This is a genomic window from Chryseobacterium sp. BGA-UO-ETr-SB22 (assembly GCF_059567885.1).
The window spans coordinates 729,311-751,406 of the sequence record NZ_JCAQOV010000004.1; the positions used below are offsets into that span (position 1 = coordinate 729,311).

The following is a 22,096-nucleotide window of genomic DNA, read 5'->3' on the forward strand; positions in this document are numbered from 1 at the left end:
CCGTTTAACCGTTTAATAAAATGTTTACAATCAACCCGGCTTTAGCCAAAATTTAAAAATTGGTCAATTTTATTCTGCATTCAGCATTCCCAGTTCTCCATAGTATTTTTTAAACTTCTGGATTTTTGGACCTACAACAGCGCTGCAGTAGGGTTGAGTAGGATTGTCATTGTAATACCCCTGATGATATTGTTCTGCAGCCCAGAATTTATCGAATTGAGTCAGTTCCGTTACATAAGTTCCTGCCCATCTTCCCGATTCCTGAGATACTTTGATAGCTTCTTCAGCCTTTGCTTTTTCAGCTTTATCTTTATAGTAAATCACAGAACGGTATTGGGTTCCGATATCATTTCCTTGTCTGTTGAGTTGAGTAGGATCATGAAGGAAGAAAAATACATCCATCAGCTGCTCGTAAGAAATAATAGAAGAATCATAAGTGATCTGTACCACTTCTGCATGTCCTGTTTCTCCTGTACAAACTTCCTGATATGTTGGGTTGTCTTTATGACCTCCTGAATATCCTGAAATAGCAGATTTTACCCCTTTAAGCATATTGAAGCAGCTTTCCACACACCAGAAACATCCGCCACCAAAAGTAATTTGCTCTAAATTATTATTATCCATTCTAAGGTTGATTATTTTATTTAAAAAATTCTTTTTCCATTCTGTATATTGAGAAAAAAGACAATCAAAAGTATGAAAAAGTTTTTCATTTGAACATGATTTTAACCTCATAAACTCAAATTACAATGATAGATGCTACAAATGATTTTAAACACGGTTAGGAACTAAATGTTGAAGGTAAATGAAGGAGATAATTAAAGCAGTTAGTATTAGCTATGTCATGCTGAGCAGGGTCGAAGCATTTCAATTATGCTGAATTTTAAATACAAACCACACGAATGTTTTCACAAATAAACACAAGAAAATACGATTAATCATTTGTGCAATCTGTGAACAAAAAAAGCACCCTAAAAAAGGATGCTCTATATGATATAAATAGTTTTCAGTTATTTTTCCCAAACCAAAGCACTTGCTCCAAGGATGGCAGCATCTGCTTCGTCAAGTTCACTGAATACCAGTTTTACTTTATTTCTAAAGATCGGAAGAAGGTTTCTTTCCATATGAAGTTTAGCCGGCTTTAAAATAAAATCTCCTGCTTTGATTACTCCACCAAATAAAAGAATTGCTTCCGGGGAAGAGAACATAACAAAATTTGCGATGGCTTCTCCCAGTTTCTGACCTGTGTATCTGAAAACCTCAATAGCAATTGGGTCTTCTTTCATGGCACATTCATATACCGTTTTAGAATTGATCTCGTCTTCAGGATACTGGTTCAGCATAGATTCCGGGAATTCAGCTCTCATTTTCTTGGCTGTAATGGTAATTCCGGTAGCAGAAGCATAGGCTTCCAGACTTCCTTCAGAACCCGTACTCCAGTGTTTTCTACCGCCTGGTTTTACAATCGTATGTCCCAATTCTCCTGCAAATCCATCATGTCCGTAGATTAAACTTCCATTAGCAATGATTCCGCTGCCAACTCCTGTTCCCAGGGTAATCATGATAAAATCTTTCATTCCTCTGGCTGCTCCGAAAAGCATTTCCCCAAGGGCAGCAGCATTTGCATCATTGGTCACTGTACAAGGAAGACCGAATTTTGCTGTCATCAGCTCGGCGAAAGGAATTACCCCTTTCCATGGAAGGTTGGGAGCTAGTTCTATGGTTCCTTTATAGTAGTTCGCATTAGGAGCTCCTACTCCGATTCCGTCAAAGTGTGCTTCAGTACCATATTTTTCCATCATTGGACGAACACTTTCATATAAAGCATCGATGAAATCTTCAACTTTATCATAAGCATCAGTTCTCAGGTTTCCTTTATCCAGAACTTCTCCACGGTGGTTTACGATTCCGAACTTAGTATTGGTTCCGCCGATGTCAACTCCAAGGGCAACTTGTTTTGATAAATCTATTAATGACATTTCTATTATTAAATTCTAGGGGCTAAAATTATAAAAAAGATTGTATTAATGGATTATTAACTGGGTTTTATTTAATATGTTAAGCTGTTTTTAACGGTTTTTTCTTTTTTCTTCCCCACCAGATCATAAATCCGGTAACCGGAAGAGAGGCACAGATAAGACTTACAATAAAAGCAATAATCTTGGTAGGAAGGCCTAAAATAGCTCCTACGTGGATGTCATAGTTGGCACTCACAGCCTTTTCTCCAAAGTTTTTGTCCTTCGGATCATGAGTGTGAAGCAATTCTCCCGAATTTTCATCAAAGATTAAGCTGCTGCTTTTATGATAAGAATAGGAAAGATGTTTCACATACACCTCAAAATTGGGATGCTCGTGGTCATCCATATGTGGGTGTCCTAAATCTATAGCAAAACCATAGGAATCCGGATATTTTGTCTGTACAGTATTGATAATTTTATCCAGTGTTCCCTCTGTTCTCAGCTCAATAGGAGCTTTTGTCTTGATATGTGAAAAGTCCGGGTATTTTGTTTCTCCTCCTGAAAAGATGACATAGATCATCGCCTGAACGACAAAAAATGCATAAAAAAGTCCTGTAATGGAGAAGATTAAAGCAAAAATAGAAGCATAAAAACCTAATACATTATGAAGGTCATAGTTCTTTCTTTTCCAGCTTTTAATATTTTTCCATTTGAAGGCAAAACGCTGCTTTCTTGCTGCTTTGTTCTTAGGCCACCATAGAATGATCCCTGAGATCAGCATAATAATAAAGATGATTACCGGAATTCCTACGACATATGTTCCCCAATCCTGTTTCAGGAGGTAGCTCCAGTGGATCATTTTTACAATATTGAAAAAACCGTTTTTCTCATCATATACTCTCAGTACTTTCCCGGTGTACGGGTTTACATAAGCTTGTTTATAGATAGGAAATTCATCAAAATAATTCCAGGCATCCGTATTATGTTCATACCAGAAGAACATATAAGACATCTTCTTATCAATAGGGACATTGACCCAGTGAATAGGATATTTTTCTTTGACCTGTTCTGCAACAGCTTTTTCCATGACTCTGATAGGGAGCACCTGTTTCTGTTCAATATTTTGCTCATGGTGGTACATGACATCTTTTCGGGTAAAGTTTTCCACTTCATCCTTAAAAACATACAATGCTCCGGTAATTGAGATAATAAAGATCAGAAACCCTATTCCCAGTCCGAACCAAAGGTGAAGCTTGGCAGACCATTTTTTAAAGAATCCCGGTTTCTTTTTTTGATGATGATTTTTCTTCATATACAGCTAAAAGTGAAACAAAGATATGTTTTACTTTTTATTTAGTTTAATTAAAATTTATATTCAATCATAAAGGTTCCTCTCGCTCCCAATGCATTGGTGAAGTCACTGTCTCTTGCTGTCCACCATGAAATGGCAGGCTGGTATACTTTGTTGAAAATATTTTCAACCCCTAATGATACTCTCCAGTTGTTGTTCACTTCGTAGCTTGATTTGAAATTAAAGACAGTATATTCTGGAACATATCCTTCACCATAAGCATACAATCCTGTTTTCGCATTAGGCTCGAATCTGTTTTGCTGGAAAGAATGAAGCATATCAAAACCAACAGACAAAGCCGGAACAGGTCTTGCCTGAACATAAGCTAAAACTTTTGGCGCAGAAATTCTGCTGTTGTTGATTTTTGCAGAATAATCTCCGTCATCTTTTATAGAAGTGATCCCTTCCATCCAGCTGTAACTTCCTCCAAACTGAACCCATTTTACAGGAGTAAAGTGTAAAAATCCTTCCACTCCATATACAATTTCCGGTGATCTCTGAATCATCAATGCTCTGTCCGGACTTTGTACGAATGACGCCCCTAGTTTGGATGTACTTACGTAAGAAGTCAGTTCATAATTAAGCCAGCTTGAAAGTTGTCCTGTTGCTCCCAATTCATAATTGTTGACAATGATAGGTTTTGTTTCCAGGTTTTTAATTGTTTCAGAAGTTGAGGTTCTTAGAATTCTTCCTAATTCATTGATAGAGTAGGCTTGGGAGAAACTTGCAAAAAGATTGATATAAGGCTCTACATTATAACGTACACCAATATTTCCTACTAGGGCATTATAGTTTAACTTTCCACCTTCAACAGGAATACTTTTAGTAAATGTTCCATCACTTTTAATAGACGAAAGTGTATTGAAGTCATCTACATTCACTTTGATATTTTCGTAGCGGAAACCTCCTTTGATGGTAAACTTTTTGAACAGATCAATTTTTGCCAATACAAAGGGAGCTATATTGGTCATATTCATATTAGGAGTCCAGAAACGGCCGTCTTCCAGCTTTTGTACGGTCTGATCATTTAGAATATCAGCTCCATAGATGATTTCTCCCTGAGAATTTGGAGAATTCCATAGTTGGGTATCCAAATTGATTCTTGCTCCTTTTTTCTGGGAAATAACATTGGATTGTCCACCATTGAAGAAAGTATCACTGTATCCGTAAACGGTTTTAAAGTCCTGATAATAAAGATTAATGTTTAAAGAAGTTCCTGCAAACAGGTTCTTATTATCATAGCTCACTCTGATGTTGTGGTTTTTCGGAGTTCCCTGAGGAGTTGTTTCCAATCCTTTTCCTACTCCTTCACCAATGGTAGGAGTGATACCGTATTTTCCTGTTTTTAATCCTACATTCAGCCCTGATCTTGATGAATAGCCAATATAAGAAGCCTCGATCCTCTGGTTTTCATTGATATCATATCCTATTTTCAGCAATCCGTTGTAGTTATCCATCTTGGCAATGCTGTAGGTAGGGCTTATCAAAACACCGTCTCCGTCTTTTGTATATCCGGTTCTTTCGTAAGCCAGTGAAAGGGTATAATCAAATTTGTTGATCTTTCCGGTTAAAAGCTGGCTGGCTCTTACTCCTAAAGTCCCTCCGTAAGACTGTCCTGTAAGACCAACCTGTGAAATTCCAGAGATTTTTTTATCTGTTTTGCTTCTTTTCGTGATATAATTGATAATACCACCATCTGCACCGTTTCCATAGATGGAAGAAGCACCCTTGATCACCTCAATTCTTTCGATAGCTGAAGGGTCTATAGTCCTTAGGTCTCTTGCTCCGTTACGAAGTGGAGTAGACTGTGGAATCCCATCAATCAAAACCAAAACCTGGCGTCCTCTTAAAGTCTGTCCCGAATTGGAAGTCTGTCCTGAGTTGGTTCCTAAACTGGGAACGGTATACTGCAGGATGCTCGTAATATCAGAGTTAACAGTCAGCTGAGACTGAATCTGTTTTTCTCCGACAATGGTGATAGAGCTTGGAACCTCTTTTATATTTTCTTTTTTTCTTGAGGCAGTCATAACAACCTCATCCACATTTTTGATTTGTAATGTATCTTTTACCTGGGCAAAAACGGTAGTAGTTCCTAAACAGGCAGCTGATAAAAGCGCTTTTTTCATTATATTTTCTTTCCTTGTTTCTTTCTTTTTCCCCACCAGACCAGAAATCCGGTTACAGGAAGTGATGTACACGTGAGGCCGGCAATAAACCAGATGATTTTTCCAAACAGTCCAAAGTAGGATCCTGTGTGGATATCATAGTTAGCATTGGCATATTTTTCGGCGTTGCTCAGTTTTTGATGAGGTTTGTTGGCGAGTAGCTTTCCTGAGTATTTATCGAATGTCAGCAGGTTTCTTTCGCTGAATCTTCCGTCTTGTCCGTAGATGGTAACGGGAAGGTTCTTCAGCTCTTTTCCTTTTTTATTTTTTCCGTTTAAATTGATTCTGAAGCTGGATGAGCCTGCATACAATTTTTCTGTCTGTGCGGCGGCCAGATCAAAAACAGCTTCATTTTTCACGATCAATGAATCCGGAGACTTGATTTCTTTTTCTTTTGGAGCTTCCCAATAACCGGATATAGCGAGGTTAAAAGTATTTTTCACATACGGATAAGCAAAATAAATTCCTGTAACACTCATCAATAAGGCAATGAATGAGGCATAGAAACCTAATACATTGTGAAGGTCATAGTTTTTACGTTTCCAGTTTTTTACATTTTTCCAATTGAACCAAAAACGTCCTTTTCTGGCATTTTTATTTTTGGGCCACCATAAGATGATTCCCGTAATCAGCATTATAATAAAAAGAACGGTCGGGATTCCTACAGTAAATGGCCCCCATTCGGAATTGAGCAGAAGCCCCCAATGGATATACTTCAGAATATTAAATACATCATATTTTTCATCATACACCGCAATGATTTCTCCGGTATACTGATTTACATATGCCTGCTTGTTGATGAGAACCTGTTGAAAATAATTCCAGCCTTTTTTACTTTTATCATAATAAAGGAAACGATAGGATTTGCTTTTGTCTAAAGGGATTTCTACCGAGCTTAGCGGATGTTTTTCGTTAAGTTCCAGTGATACTTTCTCACGAAGTAAATTAAGGGATAACGCCTTTTTCCCGAGATCTTCTTTTTTTACATAAATAGCTTCTTTACGCAGACTGTTTTGTACTTCATCCTTAAAAATATATAAAGTCCCCGAAAAAGAGACTATAAATATAATGATGCCAACAGACAGACCAAACCACAGATGCAGCTTGGCAGACCATTTTTTTGTTGAAGAAACCTTCTTTTTATGGTGATGCTTTTTCATAGCAAAAAGTTAACCCCGTGAGGGGCTAACCTTTGATTTTTTTAAAATTTATATCCTATTGATACTCTCCAGTTGCGCGGAGCATTATAGATCCATGCGTATTCTCCTCCATCTCCTCTGTATCCGCTGTAAAGTTTTTTGTTAAGAACATTATTCAACATAAAGTTAACATCGAATTTTTTAGCAGTATAGGAAACTCCGAAGTTGGTATCAAAATAATCCGGCAGACTTTGATCTTTTGTGGCACTCACACCAAACCAGGACTGTCTTCCTCCCTGATACTGATAACCTGCTGAAATACCAAAGCCTTTCATAAGACCGTTTTCAAACCTATAGTTTACCCATGTATTTTGTACATTTTTTGCATTACCGGGAGACTGAATTCCAATTCTTGTAGGGTCTGTGTCTTTGATGGTTTTTGCATCTGTATAAGCATAGTTGATAATAATATTCAACCCCTTGATGATTTCTCCTTTGATATCAGTTTCAAATCCTCTAGCTCTTTGTTCACCCGTAGCAACCTGAAAAGCAACTCCATTGTTTTCGTTTGCATTTCCTGATACAAGAATATTTTGCCTTCTGATTTCGTAAACGGCAAAAGTAGTGTTCCATCTTCCTCCGAACCAGTCTTTCTTCAGTCCGAATTCAATATTCTGCCCTCTGAAAGGATCTGTAATTTTAGTTTGGTTAATCCCAGTTCCGGATTGTGGTGTAAAAGTTTTGTCATAGATCCCATAAGCAGAGAAGTTTTCGTTAATAGAATAACTCACTCCAACTCTTGGTGTAAACTCACCAGCTGTATCGGGTACAATAGGTGTCCCTGGGCTCAGGTTAGGATATGCGGAATAGGTTTTACCGCTTGTATATCTTCCTGCTAATGTTAATCTCAATTTATTGTCAAACATTTCAATCTGATCCTGAGCATAATAAGAAGTATACTTTACGCCCTGGTCATTATAAAATGGGGCAGAGGTGTTTAAGCTATAAAAGTCAGAAGAAGGAAGCTTTGAAGGGTCTACACCATAATTTACATTATAAATGTCAATTGGGAAAGGTCCACCTGCAAAAGATGAAAAGTCTGCATTATACTTTCTGTCTCCATAATCAAACCCTGCAATTATTTTATGAACAATATTTCCTGTATTAAGTTTTCCTCTTACATACGTCTGAAAAATGTGGTTTTTTCCTTTTGCCTGCCAGTTGCTTAATGTTCTGTTTAAAACATTTTTATTGGCTGGGTCAAAAGTTCCCCACCATGAACCTCCGTCATAATTCAGATCCATATAAGCATATTGTGTACTCCAAATCCAATCTTTAAAAAGTTTCTGATCTAAGCTTAAGAATAAACTCTGATCTTTTACTTCAGTTTTTTTGAAGTTGGGATCATTAAAGTTAGTATGTACATTCAGTGAAGCATATCCGTCGTTAGACATCAGGTAAGCTCCCGGTTGATTAAATTTTAAGTACTGATAGTTGTACTGAGCTGTAAATACAGTCGTCTTTGTAGGTCTGAAAGTAATAGATGGAGCAACAATGATTTTGCTTGTTTTATCATTTTCCACCCATGAATTGTTGGAGCTTCCCATCAAATTGATGCGGTAATCTAAAACTCCGTTTTTCACAAGAACCCCGTCAAGATCTGCTTCTCCTCTGAAAAGATTATAGCTTCCTGTAGTGAAACGAACACTATTGGCAAATTTTCCGGTAGGTTTTTTTGTTACAACATTATAAAACCCGGCAGGATCTCCCATAGAACCCATAAATCCGGCTGGTCCTTTTACAAATTCTATTCTGTCTATAATAGACGCATCAGGGTTAATGGGTCCCCATGTAGAGGAAACATTCATTCCGTTCATGAAAGTAGCAATACTGGCTCCTCTCATGAATACATTAGAATACACATTATCCCAGTGTTCTACTTTTCTCGCCCCACTAACATTACGGACAATTCCTTCAGACATGTTCAATGTAATCTGATCAGCAAGAACCTGCGAACTTACAGACTGTACATTCTGAGGAAGCTCAAGAATTGGTGTCTGAATTCTTAGTGAACCCGATACTTCATTCAGTTTATATTTCTGATAATACCTTCCGTTAACAATTACTTCTTCAATATCGTTGGATTTGATGGTGTCTTTTTTTTCCTGTGCAAAACTTAACATAGATGTTAATAATGCAGCTCCTATTGTTATTCTTTTCATTGTTTATAAGGGGAGTAATTTATTCTTTAACAGTTTAAAATTTATAAGTGAAGCTTCCTAATACGTTGGCAAGGGCTTGAGCATTGGCTGTGGTATATCCGCTCCAGTAATGTTCGTTGGTAAAGTTGTCTACTTTTACCCCGATTCTGAATTTTTTAGTATCATAAAACGCATTAGCATTCAATACCAGATATTTTGGAAGGATAAAAGTTCCCATTGTTGAAGAGTTTACAATTTTATTATCGCTGGCATAGTTTCCTCCAACTCCGAATCCAAGACCTTTTAATTTTCCATCAAGGAACTGATAACTTGCATTGAAATTAACCAACCATGGCGATGATGCTGTAGCGGGTCTTCTTCCGATTACCGTTTCATCCGCTTCAGTATATTTCATATCGTTGTAGCTTACTCCGGCGATTACAGAGAACCCTTTGATCAGATAAGCGTTTGCTTCCAATTCTACTCCCTGACTTCTCAATAGACCTGCCTGATTTTGTACAGCCTGTCCAGTTCCTGTCATTTCACCAGTATTAAGAAGTGTATTTTTTACCTGAATATTATAGTAGCTTAAAGTTGTAGTAATTCTTCCTTTGATCAGGTTCGTTTTAATACCTCCCTCAAACTGATTGGCCCTTTCAGGAGTTGAAAGTGTTACGTTTCCGGTTTTATCTGAAGTATAATATCCATTTACAGTAAAACTGTTCTGATAATTTCCAAATACGGATAATTTCTCAGGAAGAATTTGGTAAACAACTCCAAACTTTGGAGACCATGCTCCCTGCTTGTATTCAGCTGTTTTATTTTGCCCAACCTGGCCACCTTTGTAGTTATTCGTTTCATATCGTAATGAAGTAAGAATATTAAGACCAGTTATCGGTGTAATAACGTTAGAAATATAACCACTATAGGTGTCTTTTTTACCAGCACTTATATAGGTATTGTTTTTCTCAAAATCAGGTTGATTTCTCAGGTTGTCATATAGAGCACCCAATGTCTGTCCGTTCATATTAGAATAGTCTGTACCTGTGAAAGGAACCCAGTCGAAATTAGTGAACATAAAGTATTGGTTGTCATTAAGTCTCATATAATCGAAACCGGCAACAGTTCTGTTTCTTACACTTCCGATATTGAAATCAAAATTAAAGTTCTGCTGAACCTGAAAATAAGTTCTTTTGCTGTCTTTGGTTGACTGATCAGCTCTTACAATTCCTAGCTCTGTATCTGTTGGAACTCCTGTTACCATTCCTTTCGGAGCAAAATAGAAGTATGGATTAAATCCGTCAGAGTAAGAATAAGAGGTACTTACATTCGTAGAAGATTTAATATGTTCATTAATCTTATAGTTAACCTGTCCAAAGAAGTTTCTGGCTTTACCAATAGTTTTAAGGCCTTCTCCGGTGTAAGATTGCTTATAGTTATAACCAAATTTTTCCAGTTTGTCCATACTGTCTGCCCCAAGCTGTGCACTTGGAACATAGAAGAAGAAAGCCGTTTCAGGATATGAATTGGTTTCAAACATCTCCAGTTCAGCATTGATCTCTAAATTATCTGTAGGACGGTAAGTAATAGATGGGGTGAAAGCATAGAAAGAATTCTTTGCATTGGTTCTTTGGAAAGTTCCCTGATTAGTATAAGCTGTATTTAATCTGAATAATAATTTTTTATCTTTTGTAAGAGGAGCATTGACGTCTGCCTGTACTCTGTAATAGTTATAGCTTCCTCCTGCTACAGAAACAGCTCCTGCAAAAGTTTCAAAAGGCTTTTTGGTGACTCTGTTAATAACACCTCCATAAGAAGTTACATTACTTCCGAATAATGTAGCAGATGGTCCTTTTAAAACTTCAATTCTTTCTACATTAATAGCATCCATTGAAGTGGTAATAGGAGCTACCATACCATTTCTGATAGAATTTCCAGCTACAAAACCTCTTAAGTTAAGGAAGATTCCTCCGTCTCCGGCTCTGTTCGTTGCACTCCACATTTTCTGTGCACCTGCCACATTTCTGAATGCATCATCTACGGTAAATAACAATTGGTTTTCCAGAACTCCTTTGTCAATTGAAGAATATACTTGTGGATCTTCTATTGCTTTTAAAGGCATCTTGTTGGAGTATTCACTGTCTTTTTTCACATAAGTGTTGATAATTACTTCATCAATGCTTTTAGTATCAGCAGAATCCTTCTTTTGAGCAAAGGTCACTACGGATCCCAGCACAGAAGCACAGATTAGTACATTTTTCATGAAAGTCAAATTTTCTGCAAATATATTATTTTTAACTGTTCTAAATAAATAATGGAGTTGATATTTATCATAAATTAATATATTCCGAATAACAAAAAACCGCTTCGGCTGTTGCTGAAGCGGTTTTTATACAATATTGTTAATTTTTTCTTACGCTGGAATTTCTCCTTTGTATAAGAAAGAAATAATTTCTTTGTTCAATTTGTCGATCATTTCACTGAATAAGTGGAAAGATTCCTGCTTATAGATAACAAGCGGATCTTTCTGCTCGTAAACGGCTCCTTGTGAAGATCTTCTTAAGTCGTCCATCTCACGAAGGTGAAGCTTCCAGTTTTCATCAATGATTGATAATGTGATATTCTTTTCGAAGTCGTTCACTAAACTTTCACATTGGGTATCATAAGCTTCTTTAAGATCAGCTACGATAGTCATTGTTTTGTGTCCATCTGTGAAAGGTACCTGGATCATTTTGAACATTGAACCTTGATTTTGATATACATTCTCAATGATTGGGAATGATTTTTCTTTCAATAAGTTCAACTTCATTGTGTAATCTTCCTGAGCAGCCTTGAATAAGATATCCGTTAATTCCGGAACTTGCTTATTACTGAAATCACTTTCAGAAACAGGAGAAGCCATTGTGAAATGCTTGATTATTTCAAATTCAAAATCTTTATAATTTCCATTAGCTTTTCCTTTCGCAACGATAGAATTGGCAACATCAAAAATCATATTGGTGATATCATACTTCAAGTGGTCTCCGAATAGAGCATTCTTTCTTCTCTTGTAGATTACGTCACGCTGTTTGTTCATTACATCATCATACTCAAGAAGTCTCTTTCTTGTTCCGAAGTTATTCTCTTCTACTTTTTTCTGCGCTCTTTCGATAGACTTGCTGATCATAGAATGCTGAATAACTTCACCATCTTTATGACCCATTCTGTCCATCATTTTAGCGATTCTCTCAGAACCGAATAAACGCATCAGATTATCTTCAAGAGATACATAGAACTGAGAACTTCCCGGATCTCCCTGACGTCCCGCTCTACCTCTCAGCTGTCTGTCAACACGTCTTGAATCATGTCTTTCAGTACCGATAATAGCTAAACCTCCTGCTTCTTTTACTTCTTTAGAAAGCTTGATATCCGTACCACGACCCGCCATGTTGGTTGCAATAGTTACCACTCCCGGCTGTCCTGCTCCTGCTACAATTTCTGCTTCTTTCTTGTGAAGTTTCGCGTTCAATACCTGGTGCGGAATTTTTCTTAATTGAAGTGCCTTTGATAATAATTGAGAGATTTCAACAGAAGTTGTACCTACCAAAACAGGTCTTCTTGCTGCGGTTAATTTTTCAATTTCTTCAATTACTGCATTGTATTTTTCTCTGTTAGTTTTGAAAACTAAATCTTGTTTATCATCTCTTAAAATAACACGGTTGGTAGGAATTACCACTACGTCTAATTTGTAGATCTCCCAAAGTTCTCCAGCCTCAGTTTCAGCTGTACCAGTCATCCCCGCAAGTTTGTTGTACATACGGAAATAGTTCTGAAGCGTAACTGTTGCAAAAGTTTGAGTAGCAGCCTCAATTTTTACATTCTCTTTTGCTTCAATTGCCTGGTGAAGACCGTCAGAATAACGACGTCCCTCCATGATACGCCCTGTCTGCTCATCAACGATTTTTACTTCACCATCAATTACTACATACTCATCATCTTTTTCAAATAATGTGTATGCTTTCAATAGCTGGCTCATTGTGTGAACACGTTCAGATTTTTCAGCAAAGTCAGAGAAAAGTCTTTCTTTCGCTTCAAATTCTTCCTCTTTAGAAAGATTTTTAGCTTCTACTTCAGCAATTTCAGTCCCGATATCAGGAAGAACGAAGAAGTTAGCATCAGAATTTCCTTGAGACATGTATTCAACACCTTTGTCTGTAAGGTCTACCTGATTGTTTTTCTCCTCAATTACGAAGTAAAGATCTTTATCTACGATCGGCATATCACGGTTGTTGTCCTGCATATATTGCGATTCAACTTTCTGAAGCAATGCTCTGTTTCCGCTTTCCGATAAGAATTTGATTAATTGTCTGTTTTTTGGAAGACCTCTGTATGCCTGAAGCAATTTGAAACCACCTTCTTTTGTATTTCCTGCAGCGATTAATTTTTTCGCTTCGTTGAAAATAACAGAAACAGTTTTCTTTTGTACTTCAACAATTCTGTCGATAGAAGGTTTAAGAACATCAAACTCCTGTCTGTCTCCCTGAGGAACCGGACCGGAAATGATCAATGGTGTTCTTGCATCATCTACCAATACAGAGTCAACTTCATCCACGATAGCAAAGTTCAATTCTCTTTGTACCAATTCTGAAGGTGATGTCACCATATTATCTCTCAGGTAATCGAAACCAAATTCATTGTTGGTTCCGTAAGTAATATCTGAGTTGTATGCTTTTCTTCTTCCGTCTGAGTTCGGCTGGTGGTTGTCGATACAATCGATAGACATTCCGTGGAACTGATAAAGAGGACCCATCCATGCGGAGTCTCTTTTTGCAAGGTAGTCGTTCACGGTTACAACGTGTACTCCTCTTTCCGGAAGTGAATTTAAGTAAATAGGTAATGTTCCTACCAAAGTTTTACCTTCACCGGTTGCCATCTCGGCAATTTTACCGCTGTGAAGAATAACCCCTCCGATAAACTGAACATCATAGTGGACCATATCCCAAACTACTGGAGTTCCGGCAGCGTCCCATGAGTTTTTCCAAACAGCTGTGTCTCCCTGAATGCTAACGAAATCTTTTCCTGCAGCAGCCAGTTCTCTGTCCCAGTCACTTGCTGTTACACGGATCTCTCCGTTCTGAGCCCATCTTCTTGCCGTTTCTTTGATCAATGCAAAAGCTTCGGGAAGAACCTGAATAAGAACTTTCTCTTCAATTTCGTATGATTCTTTCTTTAGAACCTCAATTTTTGAAAAAAGAGCTTCTTTTTCGTCAACGTTCGTTGAATTTTTTATCTGCTCTTTTGTCTGTTCTATTTGAGCTGTGATCTTGCTGGTTGCAGATTTTATATTCTCTTTAAACTCAGCCGTTTTTTGTCTCAGCCCATCATCCGTCAATTGTTGGATGTTAGGTTCTACAGCCTTGATTTTTGTTACAACTTTTTTTACTTCTTTTAGGTCCTGCGCTTTTTTGTCTCCCAAAAACCCTTTAAGAACTTTGTTTAAAAAACTCATAAATTTTTTGCTTTATGCTTAATGCAAGATGCTTTAAGCGTTTTAAATGACACGCTTATCGTGTGAATTAATATATAAAAAAGGGCAAAAAAGCTCTAAGCACGCAGCCTAAAGCTTATCGCTTTATTAATATTCGTCCTCGTTCCAAAGGAAATCCTCGTCAGTAGGATAGTCGCTCCATACTTCTTCGATAGATTCATAAATCTCTCCTTCGTCTTCGATTGCCTGAAGGTTTTCTACTACCTCCATAGGTGCACCAGTTCTGATCGCGTAGTCAATAAGCTCTGCTTTTGTCATTGGCCAAGGTGCGTCACTTAAATATGAAGCTAATTCTAATGTCCAGTACATAATTTTCTAATTTTTTGCAAAAGTATAAAAATAGGTTGTATAATAAACTTTTTTATACTTGATTTTCAATTCTTTTTATAATTTTTTCTTATAAACGACTGTCACAAACTGAATGGCAGCTATGTCAGCAATTTACTTAATGTCGTTTTCTCAAAAACCATTCCACAAATTTTTTTATGCCATTTTGGAAGTCTGTGGCCGGTTTATACCCTATTAAATCCTTTGCTTTGGTAATATCTGCATTCGTTTTTGTGACATCTCCAGGCTGCATTGGCAGAATTTTTCTAGTGGCAGTTTTTCCCAATACACTTTCTATAGTGGCAACCATCTCAGATAAAGTGATCACCTGATTTTCTCCTAGATTAAGCACTTCATAAACCTCGGAATTGGTTTCCAGATAAAGGATAGACTTGGTAATACCGTCAATAATATCATCTATATAAGTATAGTCCCTGGCAGTATTTCCGTCACCATAAAAAGGAATTTCCTGATTTTCTGAAATGAGCTTTACAAATTTATGTATTGCGAGGTCTGGTCTTTGTCTTGGCCCATATACCGTGAAGAACCTAAGTTGGATCATATCTATATGATATAGATTGTGATAGACATGTCCTATGATTTCTCCGCTTTTTTTGGTAGCTGCATAAGGTGATATAGGATTGTCTACATTGTCTGTTTCCGCAAAAGGAACTTTTTCATTGTTTCCATAAACACTTGACGAGGAGGCGCAAATAAATTTTTTAATATTAAAATCCTTACACTGTTCCCAAAGATTCATTGTGCCTCTTACATTTACTTCTTCATATTCTAAAGGACGCTCAATGGAAGGGCGTACACCAGCAAGTGCAGCCAGATGAATCACCATATCAATATGGTGGCTTTTAAAGATGTTTTCAAGACCTTTTTGGTCTCGGATATCCTGCCAATAGAGGGAATATTGGTCAGAATGAGTAAGTGAAATCAATTGGCGGATATCAGTCTCTTTGTCTGAGTATTCAAAATCCGAAATTTTACCAATTGACTCTAAAGTATTTTTAATTTTTACTTGATAGTTATAGAAATCATCAAAATTGTCAATGTTTATGACAGAATGTCCATTTCTTAATAATCGTTCAATTAAATGAGATCCGATGAACCCACTACCGCCTGTTACAAGATAAACCATTTGTATTTTTTATGAGTACAAAAATATAAATTTTACTTTTTGAAAAATATAATCATTAAATTTACTTAAAAAAGTAATATAAATATAATATGCAGTTTCAAGGGCAAATTTTAAAGATGACAAGTTACGATGCAAAGCCAATCCAATACTATCTCAATCTTTCAGGGGATCTGATTCATATGAATGAGTTGATTGGAAAGGAGTTAAGTATCAGGCATACCGGATTCCAGTGTGTAAACTGTGGGGAAAATAAACCTATTTACAGGATGGGATTCTGCAAAAGCTGTTTTTTTGAAAGTCCTTATGCAAGTGATACCATTATCCGTCCGGAGCTTTCTACAGCACATTTAGGAGTTGCAGAACGAGATCTGGAGGTTGAAAAACAGATTCAGCTTCAGCCGCACACGGTGTATCTGGCTTATACAGGGGACGTAAAAGTTGGAGTTACGAGAAATACCCAGATTCCTACGAGATGGATTGATCAGGGTGCAACTTTTGCATTACCTATAGCAAGAACAGAAAACCGCTATGAAGCAGGAATGATAGAAGTGGCTTTAAAAGATCATTTATCAGATAAAACCAATTGGCGAAAAATGCTGCAGGATGATTTTGAAGGAGAAATAGACCTTGCGGACTTCAGACAGAAGATAAAAGAATATTTCCCTGAAGATTTTCAGAAATTCTATAGTGAGGGCGAGGAATTGTGGATGTTCGATTACCCTTTTGAAAAACCAGCAAAGGTGACTTCATTTACATTAGATAAAAAACCTGAATTTACTGGAAAACTTACAGGAATCAAAGGACAGTATCTTGGATTTGAAGGAGGAAATTTCATCAATGTAAGGGGACATGAAGGCTATGTGATTGACCTTGAAATAAGGAATTGATCAATGAAAAAATAAAACCAAATTACAAAATATGAGAAAATGGGTTAAAAGACTATTGATGAGTTTCGGAATCCTGGCAGGAATTCTTCTTGCTGCGAATTTCGGACTGAATATATGGCTTAAAACCCAGCTTCCGGAATACATAAAAAAGAATACTGATTATAAAGTTTCTTATAAAACCCTGGATGTAGATTTAGGAACCGGAAATATCTTTGCTTCCGGAATTTCTGTCAACAGTAAAGATCCACAAAACACCGACGTTATTGGACTGCAGGGAACTATTGATACGCTGAAAATAAACCGTTTTGGGATTTATGATGCTATTTTTAATAAAAGAATAAGCTCTTCAGATCTCCTGCTGGCAAAACCCAATTTAAATATCATCCTTGCAAAACCGGTTGATAGGAAAACTGGAAAGAAAAGAAGTCCGTTTTTATTTGAAAATATCAGGATCAATGAAGGAAAGATTGCCGTTTTTAAGCATACCAAACAGAAATTTTTATCTGTGCACCAACTGGATCTGTTTGTAGAAAACTTACAGATGACAGAAGAATCAGTTGAAGATAAACTTCCTATAGTTTTTGACAGATACAGCATTAAAGGAGAGAAATTCTTTTTCCGTCCCGATGAAACTTATGCCATTACCATTAGTAGGATCAATACAAGTGATGGGCAGATGTCAGTTGAAAATTTCAGGCTGACTCCGCTTCTTTCTTTCACTCAGTTTAAAAAGTTTTATCCTAAAAAGCCCCAGTTATTTGAATTTAATGTTCCAAAAATGGAATTCAAAGATGTGGTTTTGACAAAAAATAAAGTATCACTTACTAATGCAGACTTTCAAAATCCCGTTTTTACAGTATATAATACAGGAGTAAAAGCAATAAAAGCTAATAAAAATTCCAGTTTTGAGGTTGATTTAAAAAATATAAAACTGAATAATGCTATAGTTCAGATCAATAAACCGGATGGGAATAAACTTTTGTCTGTAGGAAATCTTAATCTGAATATCAATCAGCTGATGTTTAATAAAGAAAGCGCACAACAGGTAATTCCTATCGGATATAAAGATTTTTTGCTTTCCGGAAAAGATATCCAGTATTCCAATCATCAAAATATTTCCATAAGAAGTTTTGCATTAAGCCCTAAAAGTGGAGAAATCATGGATATTCTGCTGACATCAGAAACTCCGTCAACAGGAAAAACAACGGCTGATATAAAGACAAACCACATTGCTTTTAATATTAATAAATTAGAATTTCTTAATAAAAAAGTGAATCTGGATCTCAAAGATGTTCTTCTAGAGAATGTAAATGGAACGGTCAAAGCAGGGGAGAAGAAGCAAAATAAAACTCCGGAACCCGGCATCATACAATCTGTTGTTATAGGGAAAATGTCTTTGAAAAATTCAAATATTACTTATGATAACGGAAAGGAGCCCATGGTTTTTCATGATTTGAATGCCACACTTAATGCTATTGAGTTATCACCCAAGTCAAATCAACCAGGGTTATCCTTTAAGGTTAAAGATTATTATCTCACCACTCGGAATTTGGCCTACAAAACACAGTTCTACAACATGAGTTTAGGGCTTCTTAAGCTTAATAAAAATAAAGTTCAGATCAATAATTTTGCAATGAAACCTCTCGTTTCGAGAGTACAGTTTATCAAAATGATCCCCGTTGAAAGAGATTTGTATGATATAAAAGCCGGACAAATAATTGCAGAAGGAACGTGGGATTTGTTTTCTCATCATAAAATGGTGAACGCTTCCCATGTTATGATCCAGTCGGCAGATGCCAATATTTTCAGGAGTAAAATTCCGAAAGACGATCCAAAAATAAAAGCATTGTATTCCAAAATGCTGCGATCCATTAAAATTCCGATGACCATCAATAATCTTGATCTGAAAAACTCGGTATTGGTCTATGAAGAAGATACTCCGGAAAGTATGGGGCCGGGAAAATTGATATTCAATAACTTTAATATGAATGTCAGAAACCTGAATTCTGCTAAAATAAAAGGAAACCCTACAAAAGTGGACATTAAAATCAATTGTTCATTCATGAATCTGTCACCCCTTTCCGTAAACTGGAGCTTCGATGTTGCTGATAAGAACGATAATTTTGCCATTTCAGGGAAAACTACAAATCTTCCCGCCAGTGGAATCAATCCGTTTATAAGACCTTATCTTCATGTGACGGCTACAGCAGGAACAATTCAGGAAATGCTTTTTAATTTTAAAGGCAATCCTGCAGGATTACACGGAACCTTTAATCTTAAACATAAAGATCTGAAAATTGCGGTACTCAATAAAAACAATCATGAGAAGAAAGGGTTTCTCACGGCCGTTGCCAATGTTTTTCTGAAATCAAATTCAGGCAGTTTCCCTGAAGCTGTTGCCGTAGAAAATGTAGAACGTGACCCAACAAAGTCTTTCTTTAATCTGTTCTGGAAAGGAATTGAACAAGGATTGAAGAAAACTCTCATTGGTAAAAATGTAGAAAAGGCAGAAAAAAAGGTAAAAGAGGCTGTTTCTTCCGTGAAAGATATGAAACAGTCTGTAAAAGAAATAAAGCAGGAGATCAAAAATAAAAAAGAGGCTCCGAAACCGGAAGTAGAAAAAAAGGAAAAGAAAGGTTTTCTGAACAATATATTCAAGAAAAAAGAAAATTCCGGAGAATAATTTCTTTAAACCATTAAGATATAACTATTGATTGCTGACCATCTAGACACAAGCAGTCTTTTTAATTAAAATAAGCATAATGGTTTAAAGAATTAATATAGAATAGGTTCAGTTTAAAAATTGAACTCATCACTTTCCAATATAGGAATATCTCTTAGAAACTTATCAAACTCTTCCCCGGGATAATTGCTGTCTGCTCCGTATGAATCTATAATCATCCCACGGTTTCCGGCACCATCTTTTACTACATAAAGCACTGCGCTATCATCAGGATTGCTGTCTCCTTCAAAACGATATGTTTTTAAAATCACCAATTCTGCAGGCTGATAGACTTTCTCAGAATTTTCAAACTTCATTTCACAATTCTCATTCATCCTGAATTCTCTCTGTATTCCCCTTTCAGAAAGCGTTTTCATGACTTCGCTTAAGGTCGTCATTCTGTCGATGTTTTCTGGATTTTCCATAATAATATTTTTCTTGTTAAGTACAATAATTAAACCATTGCAATCTTTAAATATAAGAAAAATAGCAGATTATAATTTTCATAAAAATAAAGTTTAATGTTAACAAAATTTATAATTTAAAAAAAATAAATAGGTATACTTTTTGCAATGGTAACAATATTAAATCAAAGAAAATATGAAAAAAGAAGTTGGAGTTTTACTGGCAGGAGGAGTTGGTCTTTTGGCAGTATTAAGTTTAATCAGCATAAAAAAAATATTGACTAAAAAAGATAAAAAATATAGTGATTCCTATTCGGACTATCACAGACACTTTGATGAAAAGAATCAAGACGATGAAACTCATGGAGTGGAATTTTACGCACTGAAGTAGTAAAAAAATATATTTAATTATGTTTAAATCCATCGCTTTTGAAAGTGTTGGATTTTTTTTGTGGAAAACTTTAATGTTAAAACTCATTATTTTATACAAATTCCATTCTAATTTTACACAAGAATGCAAAACGAATATTTCATAAAAGGTCAGGGAGCTCAGCGGAACGTTATCAATCGTTTCGACAGGTATACCTATGAACCTGAAGATGAAGATTTCGAAACAGTAAAGACTTCTTTTACCGAAGTTTTTCCCAAAACAATTGTTAATCAGGTGAAAAGTGAAGATCTTCCGATGGAATATTCCATGAATCCTTATCAGGGATGTGAACATGGTTGCTCCTACTGCTTTGCAAGACCTACCCATGAGTACTGGGGCTATAGTGCAGGAATTGATTTTGAAAGAAAAATCATGGTGAAGAAAAATGCGCCCGAATTACTGGAGAAGTTTTTTCAAAAAAGAGGCTATAAAGCAGCCCCAATTCTGCTATCCGGAAATACAGACTGCTATCAGCCGGCCGAAAGACAATTTGAAATCACGAGAAAAATACTGCAGGTTTGTCTCGATTACAGACACCCTGTCAATATTCTGACAAAAAATGCCATGGTATTAAGAGATCTTGATATTTTAAAACCAATGGCGGAGCAAAATCTGGTTTCAGTGTCTTTAAGTATTCCCACCATCAATGAAGAACTGAGGCGAAAGATGGAGCCGAGGACGAGTTCTGCAAAAAATAAATTAAAAGCCGTAGAAATTCTTTCCGAAAACAATATACCTGTACACGTAATGGTAGCACCCATTATTCCCGGACTCAACAGCGATGAACCGCTGAATATATTAAAAGCTATTTCTGATGCAGGAGCTTTAGGATTCGGATATACCTTGGTAAGGTTAAATGATAGCGTTGAACCTGTTTTTGTTAATTGGATAGAAACCCATTTTCCGGACAGAGCACAAAAAGTCTTAAATCTTATCCGTTCTATGAGAGGCGGGAAGCTTGGTGATAAAAGATATTTTGAAAGACAGAAGGGAGAAGGCAATATCGCTGAAATGATTCATACCACTTTCAAGATCGGCAGAAAGAAGTTTTTTGATGGTAAAGAATTTCCAAAGCTCTCAACAGCTAACTTTACAGGAACCCGCGATCAGCAATTGAGATTGTTTGATTGATCATAATTTAATTGATCCTATATATATGGTATAAATAAGAACGGCTTTCAATTGTTGTCTAAATAACCTTTCCGCTGCTGCTTGTTTTCAATGTATCATATATATAGTATGTACTCGAATCTTTTTCAGGAGCATTCTCCTGCTATCCATTCATACTCCTCACACCCGGCTTCCCCTGGCTCAAACCCACCAGCTCTTCCATGCAAGTTGCGGGGTAACCATTTCTATCAAGGCTAGGAGAGGAGACGAATTATAAGTTATGAATTATGAGTTGTGGGATTCTAGGTTCGCGTTGCGGGTTTCGTGTTTCGTGTTCTGAGGTTTAGATTACAAATACCGGAATCATTCTATTCAGTAAGGACGGTCTTTAGCCCATTTCCACCAAAATAGTTCCCTTGCATACATATATACATCATCATCTGCGAAAATCCGTGTCATCCGTGGTTAATAATAGAAACTCCTTCACTAGGAACAGGCTATAGTCCTTAGCTTAGCCGAAGGGAGTCTGTTTTTAATCAAAGAACCTCTTTTTCCTCCGTCTTTAGCCAAAACTTACATCTTTATTATATACACTATATTATGATCACCCGAAATCCCTCACCTTGGCTCGCACCCGCACCCCGCATCTCTTTCCACCCAAAACCCAGCTCCAATCCTCGAACTCTGTCACTCCCCAGCTCTAAGCATCATTCCCCAAACAAATGTTT

General features: G+C 36.6%; 15 protein-coding genes. 4 read left to right on the top strand and 11 right to left on the bottom strand.

The window, feature by feature from the left end; translation table 11 throughout:
- Positions 1-69 precede the first annotated feature (69 nt).
- From msrA to AC57AW_RS07185, 10 genes are all read right to left on the bottom strand, one after another.
- Positions 70-624 (bottom strand): peptide-methionine (S)-S-oxide reductase MsrA, encoded by a 555-nt coding sequence (gene msrA, locus AC57AW_RS07140; protein WP_496351334.1) that lies wholly within the window; start codon positions 622-624, stop codon positions 70-72.
- 386 nt (positions 625-1,010) lie between these two features.
- On the bottom strand, positions 1,011-1,979 hold the full coding sequence (locus AC57AW_RS07145) for an ROK family protein (RefSeq protein ID WP_496351335.1): 969 nt from the start codon (positions 1,977-1,979) through the stop codon (positions 1,011-1,013).
- A gap of 79 nt (positions 1,980-2,058) precedes the next feature.
- The gene (locus AC57AW_RS07150) at positions 2,059-3,270 is read right to left on the bottom strand and encodes a PepSY-associated TM helix domain-containing protein (RefSeq protein ID WP_496351336.1); all 1,212 of its coding nucleotides are present in this window, start codon (positions 3,268-3,270) and stop codon (positions 2,059-2,061) included.
- Positions 3,271-3,320: 50 nt separating this feature from the next.
- Entirely contained in the window at positions 3,321-5,435 is a 2,115-nt protein-coding gene (locus AC57AW_RS07155; protein ID WP_496351337.1) for a TonB-dependent receptor, read from the bottom strand.
- Entirely contained in the window at positions 5,435-6,634 is a 1,200-nt protein-coding gene (locus AC57AW_RS07160; RefSeq protein WP_496351338.1) for a PepSY-associated TM helix domain-containing protein, read from the bottom strand. Before AC57AW_RS07160 ends, AC57AW_RS07155 begins: the two co-directional genes overlap by 1 nt.
- A 41-nt stretch (positions 6,635-6,675) precedes the next feature.
- Positions 6,676-8,835, bottom strand: a complete 2,160-nt coding sequence (locus AC57AW_RS07165; RefSeq protein ID WP_496351339.1) for a TonB-dependent siderophore receptor — start codon at positions 8,833-8,835, stop codon at positions 6,676-6,678.
- 34 nt (positions 8,836-8,869) lie between these two features.
- Entirely contained in the window at positions 8,870-11,077 is a 2,208-nt protein-coding gene (locus tag AC57AW_RS07170) for a TonB-dependent siderophore receptor (protein ID WP_496351340.1), read from the bottom strand.
- A gap of 150 nt (positions 11,078-11,227) precedes the next feature.
- On the bottom strand, positions 11,228-14,302 hold the full coding sequence (secA, locus tag AC57AW_RS07175; protein ID WP_496351341.1) for a preprotein translocase subunit SecA: 3,075 nt from the start codon (positions 14,300-14,302) through the stop codon (positions 11,228-11,230).
- A 126-nt stretch (positions 14,303-14,428) separates the two neighbouring features.
- Complete coding sequence (locus tag AC57AW_RS07180; protein WP_002662059.1) at positions 14,429-14,650, bottom strand: DUF2795 domain-containing protein; 222 nt, start codon at positions 14,648-14,650, stop codon at positions 14,429-14,431.
- Positions 14,651-14,786: 136 nt separating this feature from the next.
- Positions 14,787-15,815: a GDP-mannose 4,6-dehydratase gene (locus AC57AW_RS07185; protein WP_496351342.1), complete on the bottom strand. Its 1,029-nt coding sequence runs from the start codon at positions 15,813-15,815 to the stop codon at positions 14,787-14,789.
- A gap of 89 nt (positions 15,816-15,904) precedes the next feature.
- Between AC57AW_RS07185 and AC57AW_RS07190 the strand changes: the two genes are divergently transcribed.
- Together AC57AW_RS07190 and AC57AW_RS07195 are read left to right on the top strand one after the other, a co-directional pair.
- A complete protein-coding gene (locus AC57AW_RS07190; protein WP_496351343.1) occupies positions 15,905-16,702 on the top strand; it encodes a DUF2797 domain-containing protein in 798 nt (265 codons plus the stop codon).
- A gap of 31 nt (positions 16,703-16,733) precedes the next feature.
- Positions 16,734-19,385, top strand: coding sequence for a hypothetical protein (locus AC57AW_RS07195; protein WP_496351344.1), 2,652 nt, complete (start codon positions 16,734-16,736; stop codon positions 19,383-19,385).
- 113 nt (positions 19,386-19,498) lie between these two features.
- Here the strand turns inward: AC57AW_RS07195 and AC57AW_RS07200 are convergent, their stop codons facing one another.
- Entirely contained in the window at positions 19,499-19,849 is a 351-nt protein-coding gene (locus tag AC57AW_RS07200; RefSeq protein ID WP_105702202.1) for a hypothetical protein, read from the bottom strand.
- A 175-nt stretch (positions 19,850-20,024) separates the two neighbouring features.
- Here AC57AW_RS07200 and AC57AW_RS07205 point away from each other — a divergent pair, with 175 nt between their 5' ends.
- Both AC57AW_RS07205 and AC57AW_RS07210 read left to right on the top strand, forming a co-directional pair.
- The gene (locus AC57AW_RS07205; RefSeq protein ID WP_047378034.1) at positions 20,025-20,219 is read left to right on the top strand and encodes a hypothetical protein; all 195 of its coding nucleotides are present in this window, start codon (positions 20,025-20,027) and stop codon (positions 20,217-20,219) included.
- A 123-nt stretch (positions 20,220-20,342) separates the two neighbouring features.
- Positions 20,343-21,389 carry a PA0069 family radical SAM protein gene (locus AC57AW_RS07210; RefSeq protein ID WP_496351345.1) on the top strand — a complete coding sequence of 349 codons (1,047 nt, stop codon included), beginning with the start codon at positions 20,343-20,345 and terminating at the stop codon, positions 21,387-21,389.
- The last annotated feature ends 707 nt before the right edge of the window (positions 21,390-22,096 follow it).

Excerpts from the sequence above, each read along its gene's own strand:
- AC57AW_RS07190 (WP_496351343.1), top strand. The coding sequence starts at position 15,905 with ATGCAGTTTCAAGGGCAAATTTTAAAGATGACAAGTTACGATGCAAAG.
- AC57AW_RS07155 (WP_496351337.1), bottom strand. The coding sequence starts at position 5,435 with ATGAAAAAAGCGCTTTTATCAGCTGCCTGTTTAGGAACTACTACCGTT.
- AC57AW_RS07210 (WP_496351345.1), top strand. The coding sequence starts at position 20,343 with ATGCAAAACGAATATTTCATAAAAGGTCAGGGAGCTCAGCGGAACGTT.
- AC57AW_RS07150 (WP_496351336.1), bottom strand. The coding sequence starts at position 3,270 with ATGAAGAAAAATCATCATCAAAAAAAGAAACCGGGATTCTTTAAAAAA.
- AC57AW_RS07200 (WP_105702202.1), bottom strand. The coding sequence starts at position 19,849 with ATGGAAAATCCAGAAAACATCGACAGAATGACGACCTTAAGCGAAGTC.
- AC57AW_RS07205 (WP_047378034.1), top strand. The coding sequence starts at position 20,025 with ATGAAAAAAGAAGTTGGAGTTTTACTGGCAGGAGGAGTTGGTCTTTTG.
- AC57AW_RS07180 (WP_002662059.1), bottom strand. The coding sequence starts at position 14,650 with ATGTACTGGACATTAGAATTAGCTTCATATTTAAGTGACGCACCTTGG.
- AC57AW_RS07145 (WP_496351335.1), bottom strand. The coding sequence starts at position 1,979 with ATGTCATTAATAGATTTATCAAAACAAGTTGCCCTTGGAGTTGACATC.
- AC57AW_RS07160 (WP_496351338.1), bottom strand. The coding sequence starts at position 6,634 with ATGAAAAAGCATCACCATAAAAAGAAGGTTTCTTCAACAAAAAAATGG.
- AC57AW_RS07185 (WP_496351342.1), bottom strand. The coding sequence starts at position 15,815 with ATGGTTTATCTTGTAACAGGCGGTAGTGGGTTCATCGGATCTCATTTA.
- AC57AW_RS07165 (WP_496351339.1), bottom strand. The coding sequence starts at position 8,835 with ATGAAAAGAATAACAATAGGAGCTGCATTATTAACATCTATGTTAAGT.
- secA (WP_496351341.1), bottom strand. The coding sequence starts at position 14,302 with ATGAGTTTTTTAAACAAAGTTCTTAAAGGGTTTTTGGGAGACAAAAAA.
- AC57AW_RS07195 (WP_496351344.1), top strand. The coding sequence starts at position 16,734 with ATGAGAAAATGGGTTAAAAGACTATTGATGAGTTTCGGAATCCTGGCA.
- AC57AW_RS07170 (WP_496351340.1), bottom strand. The coding sequence starts at position 11,077 with ATGAAAAATGTACTAATCTGTGCTTCTGTGCTGGGATCCGTAGTGACC.
- msrA (WP_496351334.1), bottom strand. The coding sequence starts at position 624 with ATGGATAATAATAATTTAGAGCAAATTACTTTTGGTGGCGGATGTTTC.